Genomic DNA, 22,028 nt, shown 5'->3' with positions numbered 1-22,028 from the left:
TTTTATCAGTCCCCTGTCATGAAAAACCGACGCATGGCCCGCCGCGCCGGCGGTACTTTGTATTTTTTTGTGTTCTGAATGTGAATCTTTCTAATTTATTTTATTTTTGCTCGTCTTCTAATGGCTCTACACCGAATTTGAAGGAAATCGCCCCGTCATGATGCCGGGACGATTGTGGCAGTGGACCGCCAAATGACCGGTCAGCCATCCCAAGAGGTGGCGATCTTCCAACTTGAATGACGATATCTGGGGTGATCCAACGCTATGAAACCTGAACAGGCAAGGCGCGCACGGAATGTGCTGAAACAGCCATTGGCCCTCTGGCGCACGTCGGCTTCCATCGTAGTCTTGGGGCTGGCCCTTGGTGTCTCCAGCGGCGTCCAGGCACAAAGCGCCCACGTCAATATCCCGGCCCAGCCGCTGGACAAGGCGCTGACTGAGCTGGGGAACCAGACCGGGCTGCAGATTCTCTACGGGCCGGAACTGGTGCGTGGCAAAAAGTCCTCGCCGGTGATCGGTGAAATGGAGCCTGGGGAGGCCCTGAACACCCTGCTGCAAGGCGCGGGCCTGAGGTATCGGATCGAGAACAACACGGTGTTCCTGACCAATGACGCCGGAGGCTCCACGGCGCTGGAGTTGGGCACCACCAGTATCAAAGGCCAGGGCATGGGGGAGATGACCGAGAACTCGGGCTCCTACACCACCGGGCTGACCAGTATCGGTTCGAAGACCCCGACCAGCTTGCGCCAGACCCCGCAATCGGTGTCGGTGATCACCGACCAGGTGATCCAGGAACGGCGCATGAGCAGTCTGACCGATGCGATGAAGGAGACCCCCGGGATCACGGTGAAAACCGCCAACTCCAACCTGTCCAGCTACTACTCGCGCGGCTTCGTCATCGAGAATATCCAGATCGATGGGGCGGCCCCCATGGCGCTAGGGACCACGGCCGGTAGTTTCTATTCGTATAAGAACTATGACCTGGTGGAATTCGACCACGTTGAAGTGCTGCGCGGGTCCTCCGGTTTATTCGGCGGCACCGGCGATCCGGGCGGCATGATCAACCTGGTGCGCAAACGCCCCCTGGATGCCTACCAGTTGAAGGTCGAGACTTCCGCAGGGACCTGGGACAACTACCGTACGCAGCTCGATGTCACCGGCCCCTTGGCCTTTGATGGCAAGCTGCGTGGGCGCCTGGTGGCGGCCTACACCGACCGCCAGTACTTCCTGGACAATCGCAGCACTGAAAAACCCATTATCTATGGCGTGCTCGAAGCGGATGTCACCGATGCCACGCGCCTGACCCTGGGCGGTCGTTCCGAACGCCTGCACGACAACGGCATCGGCACCGGTGTGCCGCGCTACCTCGACGGTGGTGACCTGGGCTTGTCTCGGCGCACCAGCCTGACCACCAATTGGGCTTATCAGGATGGTCGCTCGGACGAACTGTTTGCCAAGGTCGACCATGAATTCAATGACAACTGGAAGGGCAACCTCAGCTACACCCAAACCCTGGAGTCGGGTCTGATCAAGAGCTCCGCGGTCCTGGGCGGGGTGGATCTGGTCGATAAGACCGGGCCTTTCTGGTACGGCTCGATCAACTCCTATCGCAGTGAGCAGCGGCTCTTAGATATGAACCTTGCCGGCAAATTCACGGCCTTTGATCGGGAGCACGAACTGCTCCTGGGCGCGGACTATCAGAAGATCACCAGCCGCTGGCGCGGGACCGATGGTTTGCCCAATGGCGGTGATGTGGATGTATTCGACCCGGATTCCACGCCCTGGCCCAACCAGCCCAACGACCGGCGCTACACCCGGGACTACAGCCCCAACTCACAAGCCCAGTACGGCCTGTACTCGACCTTGCGCCTGCAACTGGCCGATCCGCTGCACCTGATCGTCGGTGCCCGGGTGCAGCGCTACAAGTTTGACCAGACCTATCGCGAGCGGGACGTGGACCCGATCGACCCAGCCAACCCGGATGCCTGGACCACACTGTCCGACGTCCACCGTCGCGAACCGACCAAGGTGGTCCCCTACGGTGGCCTGGTCTTTGACCTGAATGACCAGTGGTCGACCTATGTCAGCTATTCAGAGATCTACAAGCCGCAGCAGCTGCAATCCAAGGGGCCGTTGCCCGGTAGCTCGCTGGAGGCCATGACCGGCAAGACCTATGAAACCGGAATCAAGGGCGAGTTGTGGGGTGGGGCCGTCAATACCTCGTTTGCGCTGTACTACACCGAGCGTGAAAACCAGGCCGTACTCGATCCAAACTACCCCGAGACTGACGTCCTGTTCGCCGGCAGTTGTTGCTACCTGGCCCAGGGCAAGGTGGTCAGCAAAGGCTTCGATGCCGAGATCAGCGGCGAAGTCATGCCTGACTGGAACCTCATGGCGGGTTACACCTACAACCACAACAAGGACCGCACGACCAATTCCACCTTCAGCAGCATCACGCCGAGGCACAGTGCCAAGCTGTGGTCCACCTATCGCCTGCCGGGCGTGCTCAATGACCTGAAGGTCGGGGGCGGGGTAACGCTGCAGAGCAAGGACTACGTCAGCGGCGTGGCCACCGTGCTGGATAGCGACCTCAAGCCGGTGCTCGGCTCTAACGGCCGGCCATTGACTCACCCTTTCGACTATAACCAGAGTGGCTACGCGGTCTGGAATGCCATGGCGGAATACCGGGTGGACGAGCACTGGACCCTGGCCTACAACCTCAACAATATTTTCGACAAGGTCTACTACTCGACAGTCGGCCCTTCCAACCGGCAGAACTGGTATGGCGAGCCGCGCAATCAGATGCTGACCCTGCGCGGGACATTCTGGTAGGTCACACCGAAGGCGACGCCTGTCGTCCAGCAGGCCCCCAATGGCAAGTGGCGCCCAATAAAAAGCCCGATGCACTGCATCGGGCTTTTTATTGGGCGCAAGGTATCAAGCGGGTTGATCGGCCAGCCACTGCTCAAGCTTCTGGTAGATCCCCTCGACCCCCGCGACGATGCCATTCATGCGCAGGAAGTCATGGGTCAGGCCCTTCTGCACCTCAAGGGTCACCGCGGTGCCGCGTGCCTGCAGGAGCTCGGCGTAGGCCAGGCCTTCGTCATACAGCGGGTCGTATTCCGCGAGGCTGATGTAGGCCGGTGCCAGGGCCGGCAGGTCCTGGGTCAGCAGGGGCGAGACCCGCCAGTCCAGACGCTGCTCCGGCGTCGGGCAGTAGTGCTGGTAAAACCACTCCAGGGTCGCGGTTTCCAGCAGGTGGTCTTCGGCATAACGGCTGTGGGACGGACGCAGGGTCGAGGTGTCGGTCACCGGGTAAAACAGCAATTGGCTCCTGGGCTTGAGCTGGATCTGCCGGGGCTGCATGACCGCCGAAATGGCCAGCACGGTGGCCAGGGTGGCGCCGACGCTGTCGCCGGCGACATGGGTGCGCTGGTGGTCCAGGTGCAGCGAGGCGGCATTTTCCGCCAGCCAGTTGGCCGCATCCAGGGCGTCGTGCACCGCGGTTGGGAACGGTGATTCCGGGGCCAGGCGATAGGCCGGCGCCAGGACCGCATGCCGGCCGCTGGCGGCCAGGCGCCGACAGATCGAATCGTGGGAGTCCAGGCTACCGACCACATAGCCGCCACCATGCAGGTACAGAATCGTGGCTTGCAGTTCGCTGCCGGTGCCTGCGGCGCGGTACAGCCGTGCCGGCATGGCCTGGCCGTCCCGGGTCGGCACGCTCAGGGTGGTGACGCTGACCGAGGCCGGCGGGCAGGGGTCGAGCACGGCGGAGGTCTGCTCGAATTCGGCGCGGGCCTGTTGCACGCTCAACGCATGCATGGGCTGGCTCTTGCCGCTCAGGCGGCCCATGTGTGCCAGCTCCAGAAAGCCTTCGAGATCGGGGTCCAGGGGCATTGCGGGTTCCTTGTGAAAACAGTGTCGGTTCAGGCTGCCGCTGCGGACCATCCGCAGCGGCAAAGGGCTTACGGGGCCACCGTTTCCGGTTGCTCCAGCTGTTGCAGTGCGTCCTTGAGGAAGGCCGCTTGCTTGAGGATGTCGAAGTGCCCGGCCAGCAGTTGCTCGTTGGCCTGTGCCGCCTCGAGGCGCTGGTTCGGGTCGCTGGCGTTAGCCTTGGCCCACCAGCAATACGGGCGGCTGCGGGTCTCGGGCAGGGCGTCCAGTTGCAGCGACAGGGCCTTGAGTTTCATGGCCACGCTGAAGGTATGGGCCAGCTCATCGCTGCTGATCCCGGCGTAAGCCGAGGCGCTCGCCAGGGCCTGCTGCACCCCGGCGATCAGCGGCTCCAGGGTCGCCAGGTCGCTGTGGGCGCGAAGGCTGAACGGCGGCAGCTGGTGCGCCGGCAAGCCGAAGATCACCGCGAGGAAGCTGCGCAGATCATCGCTCCAGTCGTCATTGTCGACTTCGGGCGTCAGGCTCGGCACAAAGCTGTCCACCAGGCCCAGGAACTCCACCTGTTGCCCCTGGCTCTCCAGCTCCTGGGCCACCAGCAGCGCCAGGGTGCCACCCAGGGACCAGCCCAGCAGGTGGTACGGGCCGTCAGCCTGTTTCTGGCGAATGTACTGGGCATAGTCGATGGCCATGGCGCCCAGGGATTCGTCCTCCCAGTGACGGTCCAGCAGCATCCGGCATTGCAGTCCGTAGACACTGCGCTGGCCTTCCAGGCGCCGGGCCAGGGGCTCGTAGTCGAACACCGTGCCGAAGCCGGCGTGCAGGCAGAACAACGGACGGCGTGCCGCCACCCGGCTGTTGAGCAGCAGCAACGGATCGAGGCTGTTGTGCGCCTCGGGGTCATAGCCCGACAGCTCGGCAATGGTCGGCTTGCCGATCATGTCCCGCAGCTTCAGCTCGATGCCCAGGTCGCTGCGTCCACGGACCTTGGACAGGACCTTGAGAATCCGCAGGGAGTCGCCGCCCAGCTCGAAGAAGTTATCGGTGACGCCGACCTGCTCAAGCTCCAGGACCTCTTGCCAGATGCTGGCCAGAGCCTGTTCCAGGGCATTGCGCGGCGCGACGAACTCCCGTCCCTTGAAATCCGGGTCCGGCAGGGCCAGGCGATCCAGCTTGCCGTTGGGGTTCAATGGCAAGGCCGCCAGGACCAGGATCTGCGAAGGCACCATGTAGTCGGGCAGTTCCCGACTCAAGGCGTTGCGCAGTTGCTCACCCAGGCTCGGGTCCGGGGCGGCGACCACATAACCGATCAGTTGTTTGCCGGCGCCGGTTTCCCGGGCGACCACCACGGCGTCCTGCACCAGGGCTTGATCGCGCAGGCGGGCCTCGATTTCCCCCAGTTCGATGCGAAAGCCACGGATCTTGACCTGGTTGTCCAGGCGCCCGAGGTAGTCGATCACACCGTCGACGCGCTGGCGCACCAGGTCGCCGGTGCGATACAGGCGGCTGCCATTGGCGCTGAACGGGTCGACAACAAACCGCTCTGCACTCAGACCGGGGCGCTGGTGATAACCCCGGGCCACGCCTTCGCCGCCGATATACAGCTCGCCCGCGACCCCATTGGGCAGCGGGTTGAGCTGCTCATCGAGCACGTACAGGGTGCGTTCCCCGATGCGTGTGCCGATTGGCGCGTAGACCGCGCCGCAGTTCTGGTCAGCTTTGACCTTCCACAGCAGCGGGGTCACGACCGTCTCCGTCGGGCCGTAGCCATTGGTCAGGTAGGCGGGCTTGAGGGCGCGCTTGACGAGCTCGAAGTTGGCTTCGGCCACCGCATCGCCGCCGAAGCAATAGATGCGCACCGGCGGTGGCGCCTGATCCTGGCTTTCGGCGTACTCGGCCAGTTGCTGCAGGTAGGCCGGCGGGAAGCAGGCGATGCTGATCTGATGGGCATGCAGTGCGTGCCAGGTTTCTTCCGGGGTCCACAGCGGGTTGCCGCGGACCACCAGTTGGGCGCCGCTGAGCAGGGTCGCCAGCCAGCGTTCCTGGGCGCCGTCGAAGGCGAAGGACATAAACAGCAGTTCGCGGGTATTCACATCCATGTCATAGCGCTCGGCAATCGCCTGGCAATGCATGCGGATCTGGCCATGGGACACCGCCACGCCCTTGGGTTTGCCGGTGGACCCCGAGGTGTAGATCAGGTACGCGAGGTTGTCGTCCAGTACGGCCGTGGCCGGGCAGGTCGACGGCTGTGCATCCAGTCGCAGCCGGTCGAGCTCCAGGCGTGCGGTCGAGAGGCCCTCGAAACGTGAAGCCAGGGCGCCCTGGGTGATCAGCACGCTCATGGCCGAGTCTTCGACGATCCACTGGATCCGCTCCGGCGGATAGTCGATGTCCAGTGGCACATAGGCACCACCGGTCTTCATCACTGCGTAGAAGGCCACGATCACGTCTACCGAGCGTTCCAGGGCGATGCCGACGAACACTTCCGGCCCCACGCCCTGGCTGATCAGGTAATGGGCCAGGCGGTTGGCGCGGGCTTCCAGCTCGCCATAGGTCAGGCGGCTATCGCCACAGACCACTGCCAGGGCATCCGGGCGGGTGCTGGCGTGGTGGCGCACGACCTCGGCCAGCAGCGGCTGGGAAGTGCCCGGGGCTGGCAGTTGGTTGCTTTGCAGCAGGGCGTGCTGCTCGGCGGCGGCCAGCATGCCGAGGCTGCCCAGGGTGGCGTCCGGCTGATCGAGCATGGCCAGCAGCAGCGTCTCGAAGCTGCGTCGGACCTGCTCGGTGGCGTCTTCGGTAAAGCGGTTGCGCAGATACAGGAACTCGATCTTCAGCGTCGTGCCGAGGTTGATCGCCAGGTCCATGGCAAAGTTGGTGACGTCGCGGTTGCTGACTTCGCCGAAGCTGAGCTGATTCTGCCCGGCTTCCTGCAGACGCTCATCCACCGGGTAGTTTTCGAACACGATGATGCTGTCGAACAGCGCCTGGCCGCCTTGACCGGACCAGCGCTGCACGTCGGCCAGGGAGGCATGTTCGTGATCACGGACTTCCAGGTTGTAGCTCTGCAGATCTTGCAGCCACTGGCCCAGCAGCGCCTGCGGCTGCGGCGCCTGGATGATCGGCAGGGTATTGATGAACAGCCCGAGCACATCTTCGGCGCCCGGCAGGCTGGCCGGACGACCGGCCACCGTGGCGCCGAAGCACACGCTTTCCTGGCCGGTGTAGCGTTGCAGCAAGAGCAGCCAGGTGGCCTGGATCAGCGTGTTGGGGGTCACTCGCAGGCGTTGGGCCTGCTCGCGCAGGCGCCGGGTCTGGCCTTCATCCCAATTCAGGTACAGCGCGGCATGGCCTTGCAGGTCGGCGGCAGGGCGCGGGCTCAGGCTGTTGGACAGCGAGGTCGAGCCGCCGAAGCCTTGCAGCTTGTCTTTCCAGAACTGCTCGAGGGTGGCCTGGGACTGATTCTGCAACCACTGGATATAGTCACGGTAGTGACCGCGAATGGCCGGCGCGGGGCGGCCGTTGTACAGCTCAAAGACCTCACCCAGCAGGCGCGAGCTGGACCAGCCATCCATGAGGATGTGGTGGCTGGTCCAGATCAGGTGATAGCGTTGCCCGTCGAGCTTGACCAGGGTCAGCCGGGTCAGCGGCGCGCGCAGCAGGTCGAAACCTTCGGCGCAGTCCTCGGCGAGCAGTGCCTCCAGCGCTTGCGGGTCGAAGGGGCGATCCTGCCAGTCGAGGATCCGGGTCGGCAGGGTGGCGCTCTTGTACACAACCTGCAGCGGCTCGGCGAGTTCGCTGGCCGACCAGAACCCGCTGCGCAGGATTTCATGGCGGGCGATGGCGCTGTTCCACGCGGCAATGAACCGCGCGGGATCCAGGCCTTCGACCGCGACGCTCATCTGGTTGATGTACAGGCTGTCGCCGGACGCTTCCAGGCTGTGGAACAGCATGCCTTGCTGCATCGGTGACAGTGGATAAAGGTCTTCCACCCGATTGGCCGGGACCGGCAGGCGGTCCAGTTGCTGCTGGGTGATGCGGGCGACCGGGAAGTCCGCCGGGGTCAGCCCCTGATGGCGAGGGTCGCAGCAGTGTTCGATGACCACCGCCAGTTCACGGGCAAAGTCGTCCGCCAGGTGCTGGATGGTCGAATCATCGAACATGTCGCTGCTGTAGCCCCAGCCGATCTTCAGCTCGCCACCGTAGACCTGGCCATTTAGGCTGAGCCAGTTGCCCAGGGGCGCCTGCGGGCTTTGATTGGCGCCGGTGCTTTCCTCGGCGGGGGCGAACAGCGCACCTTGGTCGCGATCGAAGCTGCCATCGAACTGGCCCAGGTAGTTGAAGGTGATCCGCGGTTCGGGCAAACGGCTCAGGGTGTCCCGGGTCTGCGGGTCCCCGAGGTAGCGCAGGGCACCGAAGCCGATACCTTTGTTGGGGATTGCCCGCAGTTGTTCCTTGATCTGCTTGATCGAGTCGCCGAGGTCGGCGGCCAGGCTCAACTTGACCGGGAAGACACTGGTGAACCAGCCGACGGTGCGCGTCAGGTCCAGATGATCGAACAGCTCTTCGCGGCCATGGCCTTCGAGCTGGATCAGGTTGCTGGAATAACCGGTCCAGCGCTGGAGCACCCGTGCCAGGGCGGTGAGCAGCAGGTCGTTGATCTGGGTCCGGTAGGCCGCGGGGGCGTCTTGCAGCAGTTGTCGGGTCAGGTGCGGGTCCAGGCGCGTTTCCAGGCTGCGGCCATGATGGTTCTGCAGGCCGCCGTCGGGGCGATCGCAGGGCAGCGTTGCCGGCACTTCCTGCAATTGCTCCTGCCAATAGGTCAGCTCTTTCTGCAAGGCTTCACTGCGGGCGTGACCTTGCAACTGTTCGGCCCAGTCCTTGACGGCGCTGGTCTTGTCTTGCAGGGCCACGGCCTGGCCGCCCAGCAACTGGGTGTAGGCGTGTTGCAAGTCTTCGAACAGAATCCGCCACGACACCCCGTCGACCGCCAGGTGGTGCACCACCAGCAACAGGCGCTGACTGCCGTCCTGCAACGTGGCCAGCAGCCCGCGCAGCAAGGGGCCGGCGTGCAGGTCGAGGCTGGCCTGGGCTTTTTCCGCCCAGTGTTCCAGTTCGTCGGTGTTGGCGACGCTTGCCTGCCAGAGCAGTCGGGTGCTCGGCTGGGGCGCCAGGAACGTCGCGCGCCATTGCCCCTGATCCTCGCTGAAACTCAGGCGCAGGGCATCGTGGTGGCGGGTCAGGTGCTGCAGGGTCTGCTCCAGCAGTTCGCCATCCAACGGCTTGGCGGGCTTGAGCATGACCGACTGGTTCCAGTGCTGACGCTGGGGAATCGGGGTGTCGAAAAACATCTGCTGGATGGCCAGCAACGGCGTGGTGCCCGTGACCGCGCCCTGGTCGATTTGCCCGCTGTCCTGGGTGGTCTGGGCGACGTTGGCCAGGCTCCTGACGGTCTGGTGCTGAAACAGGTCCTTGGGGCTGAAGCGGATGCCGGCCTGGCGCGCGCGGCTGACCAGCTGGATGGAGATGATCGAGTCGCCGCCGAGTTCGAAGAAGTTGTCGTTCAACCCCACTTGCGGCAGTTTCAGCACGCTCTGCCAGAGTTCGGCGATCCGTTGTTCCAGCTCGCTTTGCGGCGCCACATAGGCCCGTTGCAGTTGGCTGGCGTCCGGCTGCGGCAGGGCCTTGCGGTCCAGCTTGCCATTGGCCGTCAGCGGCAGCTGCGGGATAAACAGCAGGTGCGCCGGAACCATGTAGTCCGGCAGCTCTTCCTTGAGCCGGGCCTTGATCTCATCGCGCAGTGCGCTGCTGGCCTCGGCCCCGTCCGGGGCACTGCTGGGCACCACATACGCCACCAGTTGCTGGCCATTCGGCCCGGCTTGGGCCAGCACCACCGCTTCGCGGATCAGCGGCAGGTGCAGCAAACGGGCTTCGATCTCTCCCAGTTCGATGCGGAAACCGCGGATCTTGACCTGATGGTCGATGCGCCCGGCGTACTCGATCACGCCGTCGGCGCGATAGCGCGCCAGGTCGCCGGTACGGTACAGGCGTTCACCCGGGGCGCCGAACGGATCGGGAATAAAACGCGTGGCGCTCAGGTCGGCACGTTTCAGATAGCCGCGGGCCAGGCCGGCCTGGCCGACATAGAGCTCACCGATGCAGCCTTTGGGCACCGGGTTCAAATGCGCGTCGAGCAGGTACCAGGACAGGTCGGGAATCGGTACGCCGATCGGGCTGGAGGCTTCCTGCTGCAAGTCGGCCAGGGTGATGGGGCGGTAGGTCACATGCACCGTGGTTTCGGTGATGCCGTACATATTGATCAACTGCGGCTGCTGGTCGCCAAACCGCTGGAACCAGGGGCGCAGGCTCTGCACTTCCAGGGCTTCGCCGCCAAATACCACATAGCGCAGGGCGAGGCTGGCCCCGGCCTGCTCGGGGGAGCAGGCCACTTGCAGCAGTTGCTTGAAGGCGGAGGGTGTCTGGTTCAGCACCGTGACGCCCTCGTCGCACAACAGCGTGAAGAAGTCTTCCGGTGAGCGGCTGACCTCCTGCGGCACCATAGCCAGCCGGCCGCCGTAAAGCAGCGCGCCAAAGATTTCCCAGACCGAAAAGTCGAAGGCATAGGAGTGAAACAGGCTCCAGACGTCCTGCGGGCCAAACTGGAACCAGCCCTCGGTGGCCTTGAACAGGCGCAGCACGTTGTGATGGGCGAGCAGGGCGCCCTTGGGTTTGCCGGTGGAGCCGGAGGTGTAGATCACATAGGCCAGGTTGGCCGGGTCCAGCGCGACCTGCGGGTTGGCGCTGCTGAAGCCATCCGTTTCGTGGGCATCGATCAGCAGGGTCCTGACCTGCGGTGGGATCGGCAGGCGATCCCGGACCTCGGCCTGGGTCAGCAACAGCGACAGGCCGCTGTCTTGCATCATGTAGGCCAGGCGCTCCTGCGGGTAGGCTGGGTCCAGCGGCACGTAGGCACCGCCGGCCTTGAGGATGGCCAGCAGGCCGATGATCATGTCCAGGCTGCGCTCGACCGCCAGCCCGACCATGACGTCCGGTCCGACCTGGTGCTCGATCAGGGCGTGGGCCAACTGGTTGGCCCGGCTGTTGAGCTGGGCATAGGTCAACCGTTGCTGGCCCAGGCTCACCGCAATGGCCTGGGGCGCGCGCTCGGCCTGGGCCTCGATCAGTTGATGCAGGCAGCGTTCGCTGGGGCAGTGCGCCGTATCGGGGTTCCACTGCTTGAGGTTCTGTTGCTGCTCGCTGGCGTCCAGCAAGGGCAGCTCGGCGATGGCTTGCTGCGGGTTGGCGACGATTCCCCGCAGCAGGTTCTGCCAGTGACCGGCCAGGCGTTCGACGGTGCTGCGGTCGAACAGATCCGTGGCGTAAGTCAGTGTCGCGGCGATGCCTTCGGCGGACTCCACCGTGTTCAGGGTCAGGTCGAACTGGGCGCTGGTGATTTCCCAGTCCAGGCTTTCGATCAGCAGCGGTTGCGGGTGCGTCGCTTTCTCGCTGCTGGCGTCCCGGGCCGAGCCGCGGTGGTTGTACAGCACCTGGAACAGCGGTGTAAGGCTCAGGTTGCGTTCCGGTTGCAGGGCTTCTACCAGATGGCCAAATGGCAAGTCCTGGTAGGCCTGGGCCTGTATCGCGGTGTGCTTGACCTGTTGCAGCAGGTCACAGAAGCGCAGCGCCTCGGTGAAGTCGGCCTTGAGTACCTGGGTATTGACGAAGAAGCCGATCAGGCCTTCGGTTTCAACCCGATTGCGGTTGGCCACCGGCACGCCGATGCGGATGTCGTCCTGGCGGCTGTAGCGGTGCAGCAAGGTCTGGAACGAGGCCAGCAACAGCATGAACGGGGTCACGTTTTCCTGCTGGGCGAGCTGCTTGAGGCCCTGACCCAGGGCCGTGTCGAGCACGATATCCAGGCGCGCGCCGCGGTAGCTCTGGACCGCTGGGCGTGGCCGATCGAGGGGCAGTTCGAGCACCGGTTGTTCATCGCCGAGCTGGTCCGTCCAGTAGGCCAGTTGCCGCTCGCGCTCGCCGGCTTCCATCCAGCGTCGTTGCCAGATGGCGTAGTCGGCGTACTGGATCGGCAGTGGTGCCAGGTCGGCCGGCTGCCCCAGGCTGGCGGCGGCATACAGCTCGACCAGGTCGCTGACCATGACCTGCAGCGAGGCCGCGTCGGAAACAATATGGTGCTGGGCGATCACCATGATGTGCTCGTGGGCCGCCAGCCGCAGCAACTTGACCCGCAGCAGGGGGCCCTGTTGCAGGTCGAACAGCTCCTGGGTCTGGGCATCGACGAAGGCCTTGATCACGCGCTCGCGGGCCAGCTCGTCCAGCACCGGCTCGGCCCGCTCGACAACGACCTTGAGCGACCACTGCGGAGCGATCACCTGCACCGCGCCGTCTTCGGTCTGTTCAAAGGTGGTGCGCAAGGTCTGGTGGCGCTCGATCAAGGCATTGAAGCTGCGCTCCAGCGCCTGGACATCCAGCTCGCCCTGCATGCGCAAGGCCACAGACAGGTGGTAGGCGGTGCTCGTAGGCTCCAGTTGCCAGAGAAACCACTGGCGTTCCTGAGCAAACGACAGGGAGATCAGCTCCACCTCCGATTGCACCGCAGGAATCGGCAGGTTGGCGGGTGAAACGCCTTCGCCGAGCATCTTTTCCAGGAACAGCTTGCGCTTGTCCAACGGCAGGGTGATGAACCGCTTGGCGATTCGTGCGGCCATATTCTGGTCCATCAAACTTCCTCCATTTCGTCGAACAGTGCTTCTAGCTTGCTCAGTTTCAGGGTGTCGATCGGGTTGCCGGACTGTTGCAGTTCGCCGGCCAGGGCGCCGAGGGTGGGTGACTGGAACATCTGTTGTGCGCTCATCTGCATGCCCAACTCCAGTTGCACCCGCGATACCACGCGTACCGCCAGCAGGGAGTGCCCGCCGAGCTCGAAGAAGTTGTCGTTCAAACCGATCGACTCGACGTTGAGGATGCTGGCCCAGATCGCTGCCAGTTGTTTTTCCAGCTCGCTGTGCGGGGCGACGTAGGTTCTTTGCAACAGGCTGATATCGATCGCGGGCAGCGCCTTGCGATCCAGCTTGCCGTTGGGCGTGAGCGGCAGTTTTTCCACGACCACCCAGTGCGCCGGGACCATGTAGTCAGGCAGGCTTTCGCTGAGCCAGGCCTTGAGTTTCAGGTGCAGGGCCTGGTGCTCGGCAACGGCTGGAGGTTCGACGGCCACGACATAACCCACCAGTTGTGGCCCGGCGTGGGTGTCATTGGCGACGACCGCCACCTCACGCACTTCGTCCAGTTCCAGGACCCGGGATTCGATTTCTCCCAGCTCGATCCTGAAGCCGCGGATCTTCACCTGGTGGTCGATACGGCTGAGGTATTCGATCACGCCGTCCTGGCGATACCGGGCCAGGTCGCCGGTGCGATAGACCCGCGCGCCCGGTGGCCCGAACGGATCCGGCAGGAAGCGTTCCGCCGTCAGCGCCGGCCGCTGGAAATAGCCCCGGGCCAGACCGTCGCCGCCAATCAGCAGTTCGCCTGCGGCGCCCACAGGCGCGGTGGCCAGGTACGGGTCGACGATGTACAGCGAGGTGTTGTCGATCGGGTGACCGAGGTACGGCGCAGGCTGCTGCGGACTCAAGGGGTAGACCGCCGACCAGATGGTGGTTTCCGTCGGGCCGTACAGGTTCCACACCTGCGCCGACAACCCGAGCATGCGCGCTGCCAGTTCCTCGGACAGCGCTTCGCCGCCGCACAGCAGTTTGCAGTTGCGCAGGGCCTCGTGGTGCGGGTGGTCGAGCAGCATCCGCCAGGTCGAAGGCGTTGCCTGGAGCGCGGTGACGCCCTGGCGTTGCACGCTGTCCAGGATGGCCTGGGGGTCGAGGTTCATGCCTTGGCCGCTGAGGACAATGCGCGCGCCGACCTTGAGCGGCAGGTAGATTTCCAGGCCGAAGATATCGAAGGAGAAAGTGGTCAGCGACATCATGCAATCGCTGCTGGCCAGCCCCGGAGCCCGGGCCATGCTCGAGATGAAGTTGTTCAGCGCGCCGTGGCGCACCATGACCCCCTTGGGCTTGCCCGTGGAACCGGAGGTGTAGATGACGTAGGCCAGGTTTTCCGGGGAGAGGCGGCGGGTCGGGTTGGCCTTGTCATAACCCTCGAGCCAGGACGGATCCTGATCCAACTCCAGGCTCTGCACACCTTCGGGGATCGGTAATTGCTCCAGCAGCGCGCGCTGGGTCAGCAGCAGCCGCAGCCCGCTGTCCTGCATCATGTAGAACAGGCGATCTTCGGGGTAGGCCGGATCCAGCGGCACATAAGCGCCACCGGCCTTGAGCACGGCCAGCAGCCCGACGATCATTTCCACGCTGCGCTCAAGGGCGATGCCCACCCGCACATCCGGGCCCACGCCCAGTTCGATCAGCTTGTGCGCGAGCTGGTTGGCCCGCTGGTTGAGCTGGCGGTAGCTCAACTGCTCGCTGGCAAAAGCCAGTGCCGGCGCATCGGGAGTTCTCTCGACCTGCTCTTCGATCAACTGGTGGATGGCCCGCTCCAGCGAATTGTCGACCGCCGTCGCGTTCCAGTGGTTGACCATCAGCTGTTGTTCACTGGCATCGATCATCGCCAGATCGCTGATGGCTTGTTCAGGGTCGCTGACCATGGTCTGCAGCAGGTTCTGCCAATGCCGGGCCATGCGCTCGGCCGTCGAGGGTGCAAACAGATCCGCGGCGTAGGTCAATACGGCATGCAGGCCTTCGCTGCTGTCGAAGGTGTCCAGGGCCAGGTCGAATTTTGCGGTAAGGCTGTCGGCTTCCAGGCTTTCGAGTTGCAGGTTCGGCAATTGCCTATCGGTTCGCTGTTGCAACTGCTCACTGTGATGGTTGAACAGCACCTGGAACAACGGGTTCTGGCTCAAGGTGCGTTCCGGTTGCAGGGCTTCCACCAGTTGCTCGAACGGCAGGTCCTGATGGCTCTGGGCATCCAGAGCGGTCTGTTTGACTTGCGCCAGCAACTGAGTGACGGACATCAGGCCGTTCAGTTCCGACTTCAGCACCAGGGTGTTGACGAAGAAGCCGATCAGGCGCTCGGTCTCGACCCGATTGCGGTTGGCAATAGGAGTACCGACGCGAATATCCGTCTGCCCGCTGTAGCGATGCAGCAAGATCTGGAACGACGCCAGGAGCAACATAAAGGGGGTAACACCTTCGCGGTGTGCCAGCGCCTTCAAGCCCTGGCTCAGTGCGGCGCTCAATGGCACATCGATTTTCGCGCCACGAAAGCTCTGCCTGGCAGGTCGCAGGTGATCGGTCGGCAGTTCCAGTGTCTTCTGCTCACCGCCCAGTTGCCCGACCCAGTACGCCAGCTGCCGCTCGCGCTCGCCTGCCTCCATCCATTGCCGCTGCCAGACCGCATAGTCGGCGTACTGAATCGGCAGCTCGGGCAGGTTCGGCGCACGCTGCTCGGTGTTTGCTGCATAGAGTTCGATCAACTCTTCGACCATGACCTGGGTTGACCAGCCGTCCGACACGATGTGGTGCTGTGTCAGCAGCAACAGGTACTCGTCGTCGGCCAGGGACACGAGCTTGGCTCGCAACAGAGGCCCTTGCGCCAGGTTGAATGGCTTGCGGGTTTCGTGCTCGATGCAGTCTTCGATTTGTTGGGGGGAGAGCGGCTGCACCGGTCGCTGATCCATACTCAGGCCAAGGAGTGCGTGGTCGGCGATGACTTGCACGCTGTGTTCGCCTTGTTCGACGAATGTCGTGCGCAAGCTTTCGTGGCGTGCCAGAAGCGCATTCAGGCTGTATTGCAACGCCTGGATATCCAACTCACCGCGCATGCGGATGGCGGCCGGAATGTGGTACGCGTTGCTCTCGGGGTAGAACTGCCATAGAAACAGCTGCCGCTCCTGGGCATAGGACAGTGGCAGCGGCTTGTTGCGTTCGACCCTTTTCAGCGGTGGCTCGCCGGCGGAAGTCGTGCAACCCAGGGACGCGGCAAACTCCGCCAGCCGGCTGTGCTCGAACAAGGTCCGCAGCGCCACCTCAAGACCCAGGCTCTGGCGCACCCGCGACACTACCTGGGTCGCCAGCAGCGAATGCCCGCCGAGTTCGAAGAAATCGTCTGTGAGGCCGACCTGCTCCAGCTTCAGCACGTCCTGCCAGATCGCCGCGATCTGCTGTTCCAGCTCGCTTTGCGGCGCCACATAGGCCTGTTGCAACAGGCTGGCATCGGGCTGGGGCAAGGCCTTGCGGTCCAGCTTGCCGTTGCCGGTCAATGGCAGGGTGTCGAGGAACAGCAGGTGCGCCGGGACCATATAGTCCGGCAGGTCCGTGCGCAGTTGAGCCTTGATTGCCTCCCGCAGCTCGGCATCAGCCGACTGCCCCGGCTGGACGACGATGTAGCCCACCAACTGTTGGCCGTTGGCACCGTCCATGGCCAGGACCACGGCTTCGCGCACCGCCGGCAGTTGCAACAAGCGCGCTTCGATCTCACCCAGTTCGATGCGGAAACCGCGGATCTTCACCTGATGGTCGATACGCCCGATGTACTCGATGACCCCATCGGCGCGGTAACGCGCCAGGTCACCGGTGCGGTACAGCCGCTCGCCCGACGTCGAGAATGGGTCGGCAATAAAACGCGTGGCCGTCAGGTCGCCGCGATTGAGGTAGCCACGGGCCAAACCGGCCTGGCCGACATACAGTTCACCAATGCAGCCCTTGGCCACTGGGTTGAGGCTGCTGTCGAGCAAGTACCAGGAGAGATCCGGGATCACCTCACCAATCGGGCTGCTGGCGTCTGCCTGCAGATCGGCCTGGGTGATCGGGCGGTACGTCACGTGCACCGTGGTTTCAGTGATGCCGTACATATTGATCAGTTGCGGCTGCTGGTCGCCAAAACGCTGGAACCAGGGCTGCAGGGCCTTCACTTCCAGGGCCTCGCCGCCAAATACCACATAGCGCAGGGCGTTGCCGGATTCTTTGGCGCAGGCCACTGGCATCAACTGCTTGAAGGCCGACGGGGTCTGGTTCAGCACCGTGACCCCTTCGCGGCAGAGCAAGGCATAAAACTCTTCCGGCGAGCGGCTGACGTCATGGGGCACCACCACCAGCTTGCCGCCGTACAGCAGTGCGCCAAAGATCTCCCACACCGAGAAGTCGAAGGCGTAGGAATGGAACAGGCTCCAGACATCCTGCGGGCCAAAGTTGAACCAGCGGTCGGTGGCCTGGAACAGGCGCAGCACATTGTGGTGCGGGAGCAAGGTGCCCTTGGGTTTGCCGGTGGAACCGGAGGTGTAGATGACGTAAGCGAGGTTGGCCGGGTCGATCGCCACCTGTGGGTTGTCCAGGCTGTAGCCAGCCAATTCGGAGGTGTCGAGTAGCAGCGTGCGCACCCCGTCCGGGATCGGCAGGGTCCCCAATACCGTAGGCTGGGTCAGCAGCAGGCGAATGCCGCTGTCCTCAATCATGTAGGCCAGCCGCTCCTGTGGATAAGCCGGGTCCAGAGGCACATAGGCACCGCCGGCCTTGAGGATCGCCAACAGCCCGACCACCATCTCCAGGCTGCGCTCCACCGCCAGGCCGACCAGCACATCAGGACCGACGCCGTTTTCAATCAGTTGATGGGCCAACCGGTTGGCCCGCTGATTGAGCTGGCGATAGCTCAGGGACTGCTGCTCGAATACCACTGCCACGGCCTCGGGCGTGCGCTCGACCTGCTGTTCGATCAGCTGATGAATGCCCTGGGTGGCCGGGAATTCGACCCGAGCCGGGTTCCAGGCCGCGATGCTCGCCTGTTGCTCGGCAGTATCCAGCAACGCCAGATCGCCAATGCGCTGGTTGGCATCGGCCACCATCGCGTGCAGCAGGTTCTGCCAGTGCTGCGCCATGCGTTCGATGGTCTCCGGCCTGAACAGTGCACTGCTGTACTCAAGACTGGCGTGAATGGCCTGTGGTTGGTACTCGACCTCCAGAGCCAGGTCGAACTTGGCCTCTTGTTGCTCCAGGGGAAGAAACTCCAGCTGCAGTTCGCCCAACGCCATGGGGCCTTGTTGCGGGCCTGCGACACGCCAGTTGAACAGGGTCTGGAACAACGGATTGGCTTGAGTCCTGCGCTGCACGTGCAGGTCTTCGATAATCAGCTCGACCGGGTAGTCGGAGTGCTCCAAGGCGGCCAGGGACTCTTGGCGCAGACGCTGCAGGAAGTCGAGTGTGGTCGGGCTGTGATCCAGTTGCGCCCGATAGATCAGGCTGCTGACAAAAAAGCCAACCAGGTCTTGGGTTTCACTCTGGTTGCGGGTGGCGTTGGGTACGCCCACGGTGAAGTCGTGCTGATTGCTGTAGCGCCCCAGCAACAGTTGCCAGGCCCCCAGAAGCACCACGAACGGCGTGAGCCCATGAGCCTGGCAAAAGGCATTGAGGTTGCGGCTCAGCTCGGGAGCCAGGCTCAGCGAATGAGACGCCGCCGGGTGGCGGGTGTCCTGTGCCACGAGGAAGTCAGCGGGCAGTTCAAGAGGGAGGATTTCCTCGCCCAGGTAGGTTTTCCAGTAGGCGGCCGCGGCGTCGTGCTGGGGTGTCCGTGGGTAATCCCGGCGTTGCCAGCGAGCGTAGTCGTGATATTGGATCGCCGGTCGGGCAAGGCGGCCTGGATCGCCACTGCCAGCCAGTTCATAGGCTGCGCCCAGGTCTTGCATGAGAATCGGGTTGGACCACGCGTCCGAAACGATGTGGTGCATGTTCAGCAGCAGGACGTGCTCGTCAGGCGCCATCCTCAGCAGTGCGCTGCGAATCAGCGGCGCCTGGCTCAGGTCAAAGGCTCGCCCGGCCTCCGCGTCCAGGCGGGCGCGCAGGGTTTGGCTGCGTTGCGTCGGTTCCAGTGTCGAGAGGTCTTCCAGCGACAGCCTGAGCCGTGCCTCGGGAACCACGACCTGCCTGGGCTGCCCCTCGATCTCGAGGAAGGCGGTCTTGAGAATGTCATGTTTATCAATGATGTGTTGCAAGGCGTCCTGCAGCACGGTCGCGTCCAGTGCACCACGCAGCTGGATGGCACGCGGCAGGTTATAGGCACTGCTCTCGGGGGCCAGTTGTTGCAGGAACCACAGCCGTTGCTGGGCGAAGGACAGTTCACTTGGCCCTGACTCGGTCGCGCGCTGGATGGACTGTTCACTACCAGCCTCGTCGGCCATCAACAAGGCCAGCAGGTCGTCGTCAGGTAGTTGGTTCATTTGATTCATGATCGATCTCGTCGCCGTCGGCAGAGGAAATAAGCGTTGTCATGAAGACGAAGTGTGGCGGGGGGGATTTAGGCGCATCTGGGAGGGGACGGCGAGCGGCTGGGCGCTCGCCGGGGTGCTGCTGATATCAGGCAAAGGCCTTGTCGCTGATGACCTGGCCGGTTTCCATGCGCACCAGTTGGTCGGCGACGTCGAAGTAACGATCGTCGTGGGAAATGACAATGATGGTCTTGCCGAGTTTTTTCAGGTCCGGCAGCAGTTCGGTGTAGAAGATCCGGCGGAAAGTCGGGTCCTGATCGGCGGCCCATTCATCGAACACTAGCACCGGGCGTTCATCCAGCCAGGCATTGACCAGGGCCAGGCGCTTGCGCTGGCCGGTGGAGAGGTCGGTGGTGGTGAAGGCGCCGTTGCGCACGCTGACCTTATGGGCGATTTCCAGGCGCTCCAGGTATTGCCCGGCATCGGGTGGCAGGGCCTTGTCGTTCTGCACCAGTTCGTCGAACAGGTAGTAGTCGGCAAAGATGGTGGTGAACAGCTGGCGGTAGTCGTCCAGGCCCTGGGCGTCGACCGTCTTGCCGTTGAGCAGGACCTGGCCCTGTTGCGGGGTGTAGAGGCCCAGCAGGAGTTTGATCAGGGTGGTCTTGCCGCAGCCGTTTTCGCCGACGATAAACAGAATTTCCCCCGGCTCGATGCAGAGGTTGACCGGGCCCAGCTTGAACGGGACGCTGCCTTCCACCGGGGGGAAGGCGTATTGCACGTCGCGCAGTTCAAGGCGCTTGAGCGGCGTCGCGGGGTGTTCGGCCGCACTCAGCAGCAGGTGCGGCTCCGGCGACGAGAAGCGTTCGGAAAGGTCGGCAATGCGGCGGAAGGCCACCTGCGCCCGGCTGATGATCGGGATGTTGCCGATCAGGTTCTCCAGCGGGCCTTTCATGTACAGCAGCACCAGCACGAAGCCGCTCATGACCGCCGGATCGGCCGCCGGCCACAGCGATTGCAGGGCCAGCGCCAGGCCGATCACCACGAAGAACAGCATCGAACCCAGGCTCTTGGCGATCACGAAAATGTTGATCGAACGGATATGGGTATCGCAGATGTGATCGGCAGTGCCCTGGATATTGCGGGTGAACATGGCATGCCGGCGAGGGCGGTGGATGCGCAGTTCCTTGGCGCCCTCGGCGATGGCCTGGTAGTGCTTTTGCAGGTTGTCCTCGGCTTCCCGTGCGGCGTAGAAACCTTTGACGCCCTTGGTCTGCGCCACATATTGCACCGCCGAGCCGACGCCGATGGCGATCAGCGTCATGAGGAAGATCGGCCACGACAGCACCGCCAGATACCCCAGGCAGCCGATCACCACGGTCAGGGAAATGGCCAGGGGGGCGAAGGCGAAGGCGAAGTCGCTGATGGTGTCGACGTCATGGGTCAGTACCGGAATCAGGCGGTGGGTGCGATAGCGTTCGATCTGCTCGATGGGCGCCGCCAGGACCTTGGCGCCCAGGTCCTTGCGCAGCTTGGCAATGATCTTCTGGCCGACGAAGTTGGTGCCGATATCGGCGGCAATGGTGCTGAGCAAGGCCAGGGCGCACAGGCCGGCAAAGGCCAGGACCACGCCTTTGCTCATGCCGTCGGCGTTGTGCAGGCCCTGGTTGACCGTGGCCAGCAGCGCCGTGACGCTCAGCCCGCCGACGATGCCCAGCATAATGGAAGAGATCACGATAGGACGATAGGGCTTGAGCAGGCTCAAGAGTTCGCGAATGGCGCTACGGGGTGCTGCGGTCATGAAACTACCTCGGTCGCGACGTGACTACGTGCTAAGGGCGAGTGGAAGCCCGCGTCGAGGCTTGGGTGCGCCTGGCGAGCTGTCTGTAAGAGGACGAGTTCGGGGGAGGGGGATTTAGCCCTCGTTGCGTGACAGTGTGCAGTCGGTTCGATGTGCGGCGGGCGCGGCCTGCCAGGTCCCTCGACGGGCCGGCGCTCCCCGGTCTGGGTGACTTACAGATCGCGCATCACGCGAAACCCCAGCCAGTCACCAGCGGTTTTCGAACAGCGATCGTTGCGGTTGCCGGAGCGGGAAAAGATCGGGGCTTCGGTCCAGTCATTGCCGCGCATGGCCCGGTAGTCGCAGTCGTCATCGGGGTTGGGCTGGTCGGTCCAGGCACTGCCATCGGTGGGGGCGCCGACATAGTTTTCGTGGATGATATCCGACAGCCATTCGTAGACATTGCCGTGCATGTCATACAGGCCAAAGGCGTTGGGCGGGAAGCTGCCAACGGGGGCGGTGTAGCTGAAGCCGTCTTCGGGGCCGTAGGTGTTGGCGTGTTTGGCGATGCTGTATTCCTTGCCCTCATCGAACGGGAAGGGGAAGGGCCCCTTGCTGCCCGCCCGGGCCGCGTATTCGCGCACCGATTCACTGGGCATGCGATAGGCCTTGCCGGTTTTCTTCGACAGCCAGGCGATGTAGCTCTGTGCCTCGTGCCAGGTCAGGCACACCGCCGGCTGGCGCGGCGACACCGGGTAGCGTGGCTTGCCGGCAATGCATTCGCGACCGGGGCGGGCGTCTCCGTCAGGCATCGTGTAGCCGCTTTCGCGCAGGTAGACCGCCCATTCGCCGGCGGTCACGGTGAAGCGGCTGAGGGCGAAAGGCTTGCTGAAGGTCACTTCATGTATCGGGCCTTCGTCAGGCTGGCGCCCGACTTCGTCATCCGGGGTGCCCATGATGAAACTGCCGCTGGGCAGCACGACCATTTCCGGGCAGTCCCGGCAGTCCTTGAACACCTGGCCGGGTACGGGCGGCGCGGCGGCCTCGGCGGCGCTCGGCAGCAGGGTGCCGAGCAGTGCGGCCAGGGCCAGGGCGGGCAGTGAGAAGGCGGCGCGCAGCGCGGGTAGCGGGAAGCGGGGCATCGTG

Annotated in this window: 6 protein-coding genes; 1 reads left to right on the top strand and 5 read right to left on the bottom strand. The window is 63.8% G+C overall.

The genetic code is table 11. The annotated features are described in order from the left end of the window. The first annotated feature begins 264 nt into the window (after positions 1-264). Positions 265-2,832, top strand: a complete 2,568-nt coding sequence (locus AC19YX_RS28480; protein ID WP_500607592.1) for a TonB-dependent siderophore receptor — start codon at positions 265-267, stop codon at positions 2,830-2,832. 105 nt (positions 2,833-2,937) lie between these two features. Here the strand turns inward: AC19YX_RS28480 and AC19YX_RS28475 are convergent, their stop codons facing one another. The 5 genes from AC19YX_RS28475 to pvdO all read right to left on the bottom strand — a co-directional run bounded on the left by AC19YX_RS28475 (position 2,938) and on the right by pvdO (position 22,024). Continuing rightward, positions 2,938-3,900: an alpha/beta hydrolase gene (locus AC19YX_RS28475; protein WP_500603715.1), complete on the bottom strand. Its 963-nt coding sequence runs from the start codon at positions 3,898-3,900 to the stop codon at positions 2,938-2,940. A gap of 68 nt (positions 3,901-3,968) precedes the next feature. Further along, positions 3,969-12,629 (bottom strand): amino acid adenylation domain-containing protein, encoded by an 8,661-nt coding sequence (locus tag AC19YX_RS28470; RefSeq protein WP_500607591.1) that lies wholly within the window; start codon positions 12,627-12,629, stop codon positions 3,969-3,971. Beyond that, a complete protein-coding gene (locus AC19YX_RS28465; protein ID WP_500607590.1) occupies positions 12,629-19,126 on the bottom strand; it encodes an amino acid adenylation domain-containing protein in 6,498 nt (2,165 codons plus the stop codon). Before AC19YX_RS28465 ends, AC19YX_RS28470 begins: the two co-directional genes overlap by 1 nt. A 127-nt stretch (positions 19,127-19,253) precedes the next feature. Next, complete coding sequence (locus tag AC19YX_RS28460) at positions 19,254-20,903, bottom strand: cyclic peptide export ABC transporter (protein ID WP_421549523.1); 1,650 nt, start codon at positions 20,901-20,903, stop codon at positions 19,254-19,256. A gap of 212 nt (positions 20,904-21,115) precedes the next feature. Continuing rightward, positions 21,116-22,024 (bottom strand): dihydropyoverdine dehydrogenase, encoded by a 909-nt coding sequence (gene pvdO / locus AC19YX_RS28455; RefSeq protein ID WP_500607589.1) that lies wholly within the window; start codon positions 22,022-22,024, stop codon positions 21,116-21,118. Positions 22,025-22,028: the final 4 nt, after the last annotated feature.

It is taken from the genome of Pseudomonas sp. MF09150 (genome assembly GCF_059862355.1).
Note: the sequence above shows the minus strand (reverse complement) of the source record. Positions and strands in the feature narration are given on the sequence as shown.

Excerpts from the sequence above, each read along its gene's own strand:
- AC19YX_RS28460 (WP_421549523.1), bottom strand. The coding sequence starts at position 20,903 with ATGACCGCAGCACCCCGTAGCGCCATTCGCGAACTCTTGAGCCTGCTC.
- AC19YX_RS28480 (WP_500607592.1), top strand. The coding sequence starts at position 265 with ATGAAACCTGAACAGGCAAGGCGCGCACGGAATGTGCTGAAACAGCCA.
- AC19YX_RS28470 (WP_500607591.1), bottom strand. The coding sequence starts at position 12,629 with ATGGACCAGAATATGGCCGCACGAATCGCCAAGCGGTTCATCACCCTG.
- AC19YX_RS28465 (WP_500607590.1), bottom strand. The coding sequence starts at position 19,126 with ATGAATCAAATGAACCAACTACCTGACGACGACCTGCTGGCCTTGTTG.
- AC19YX_RS28475 (WP_500603715.1), bottom strand. The coding sequence starts at position 3,900 with ATGCCCCTGGACCCCGATCTCGAAGGCTTTCTGGAGCTGGCACACATG.
- pvdO (WP_500607589.1), bottom strand. The coding sequence starts at position 22,024 with ATGCCCCGCTTCCCGCTACCCGCGCTGCGCGCCGCCTTCTCACTGCCC.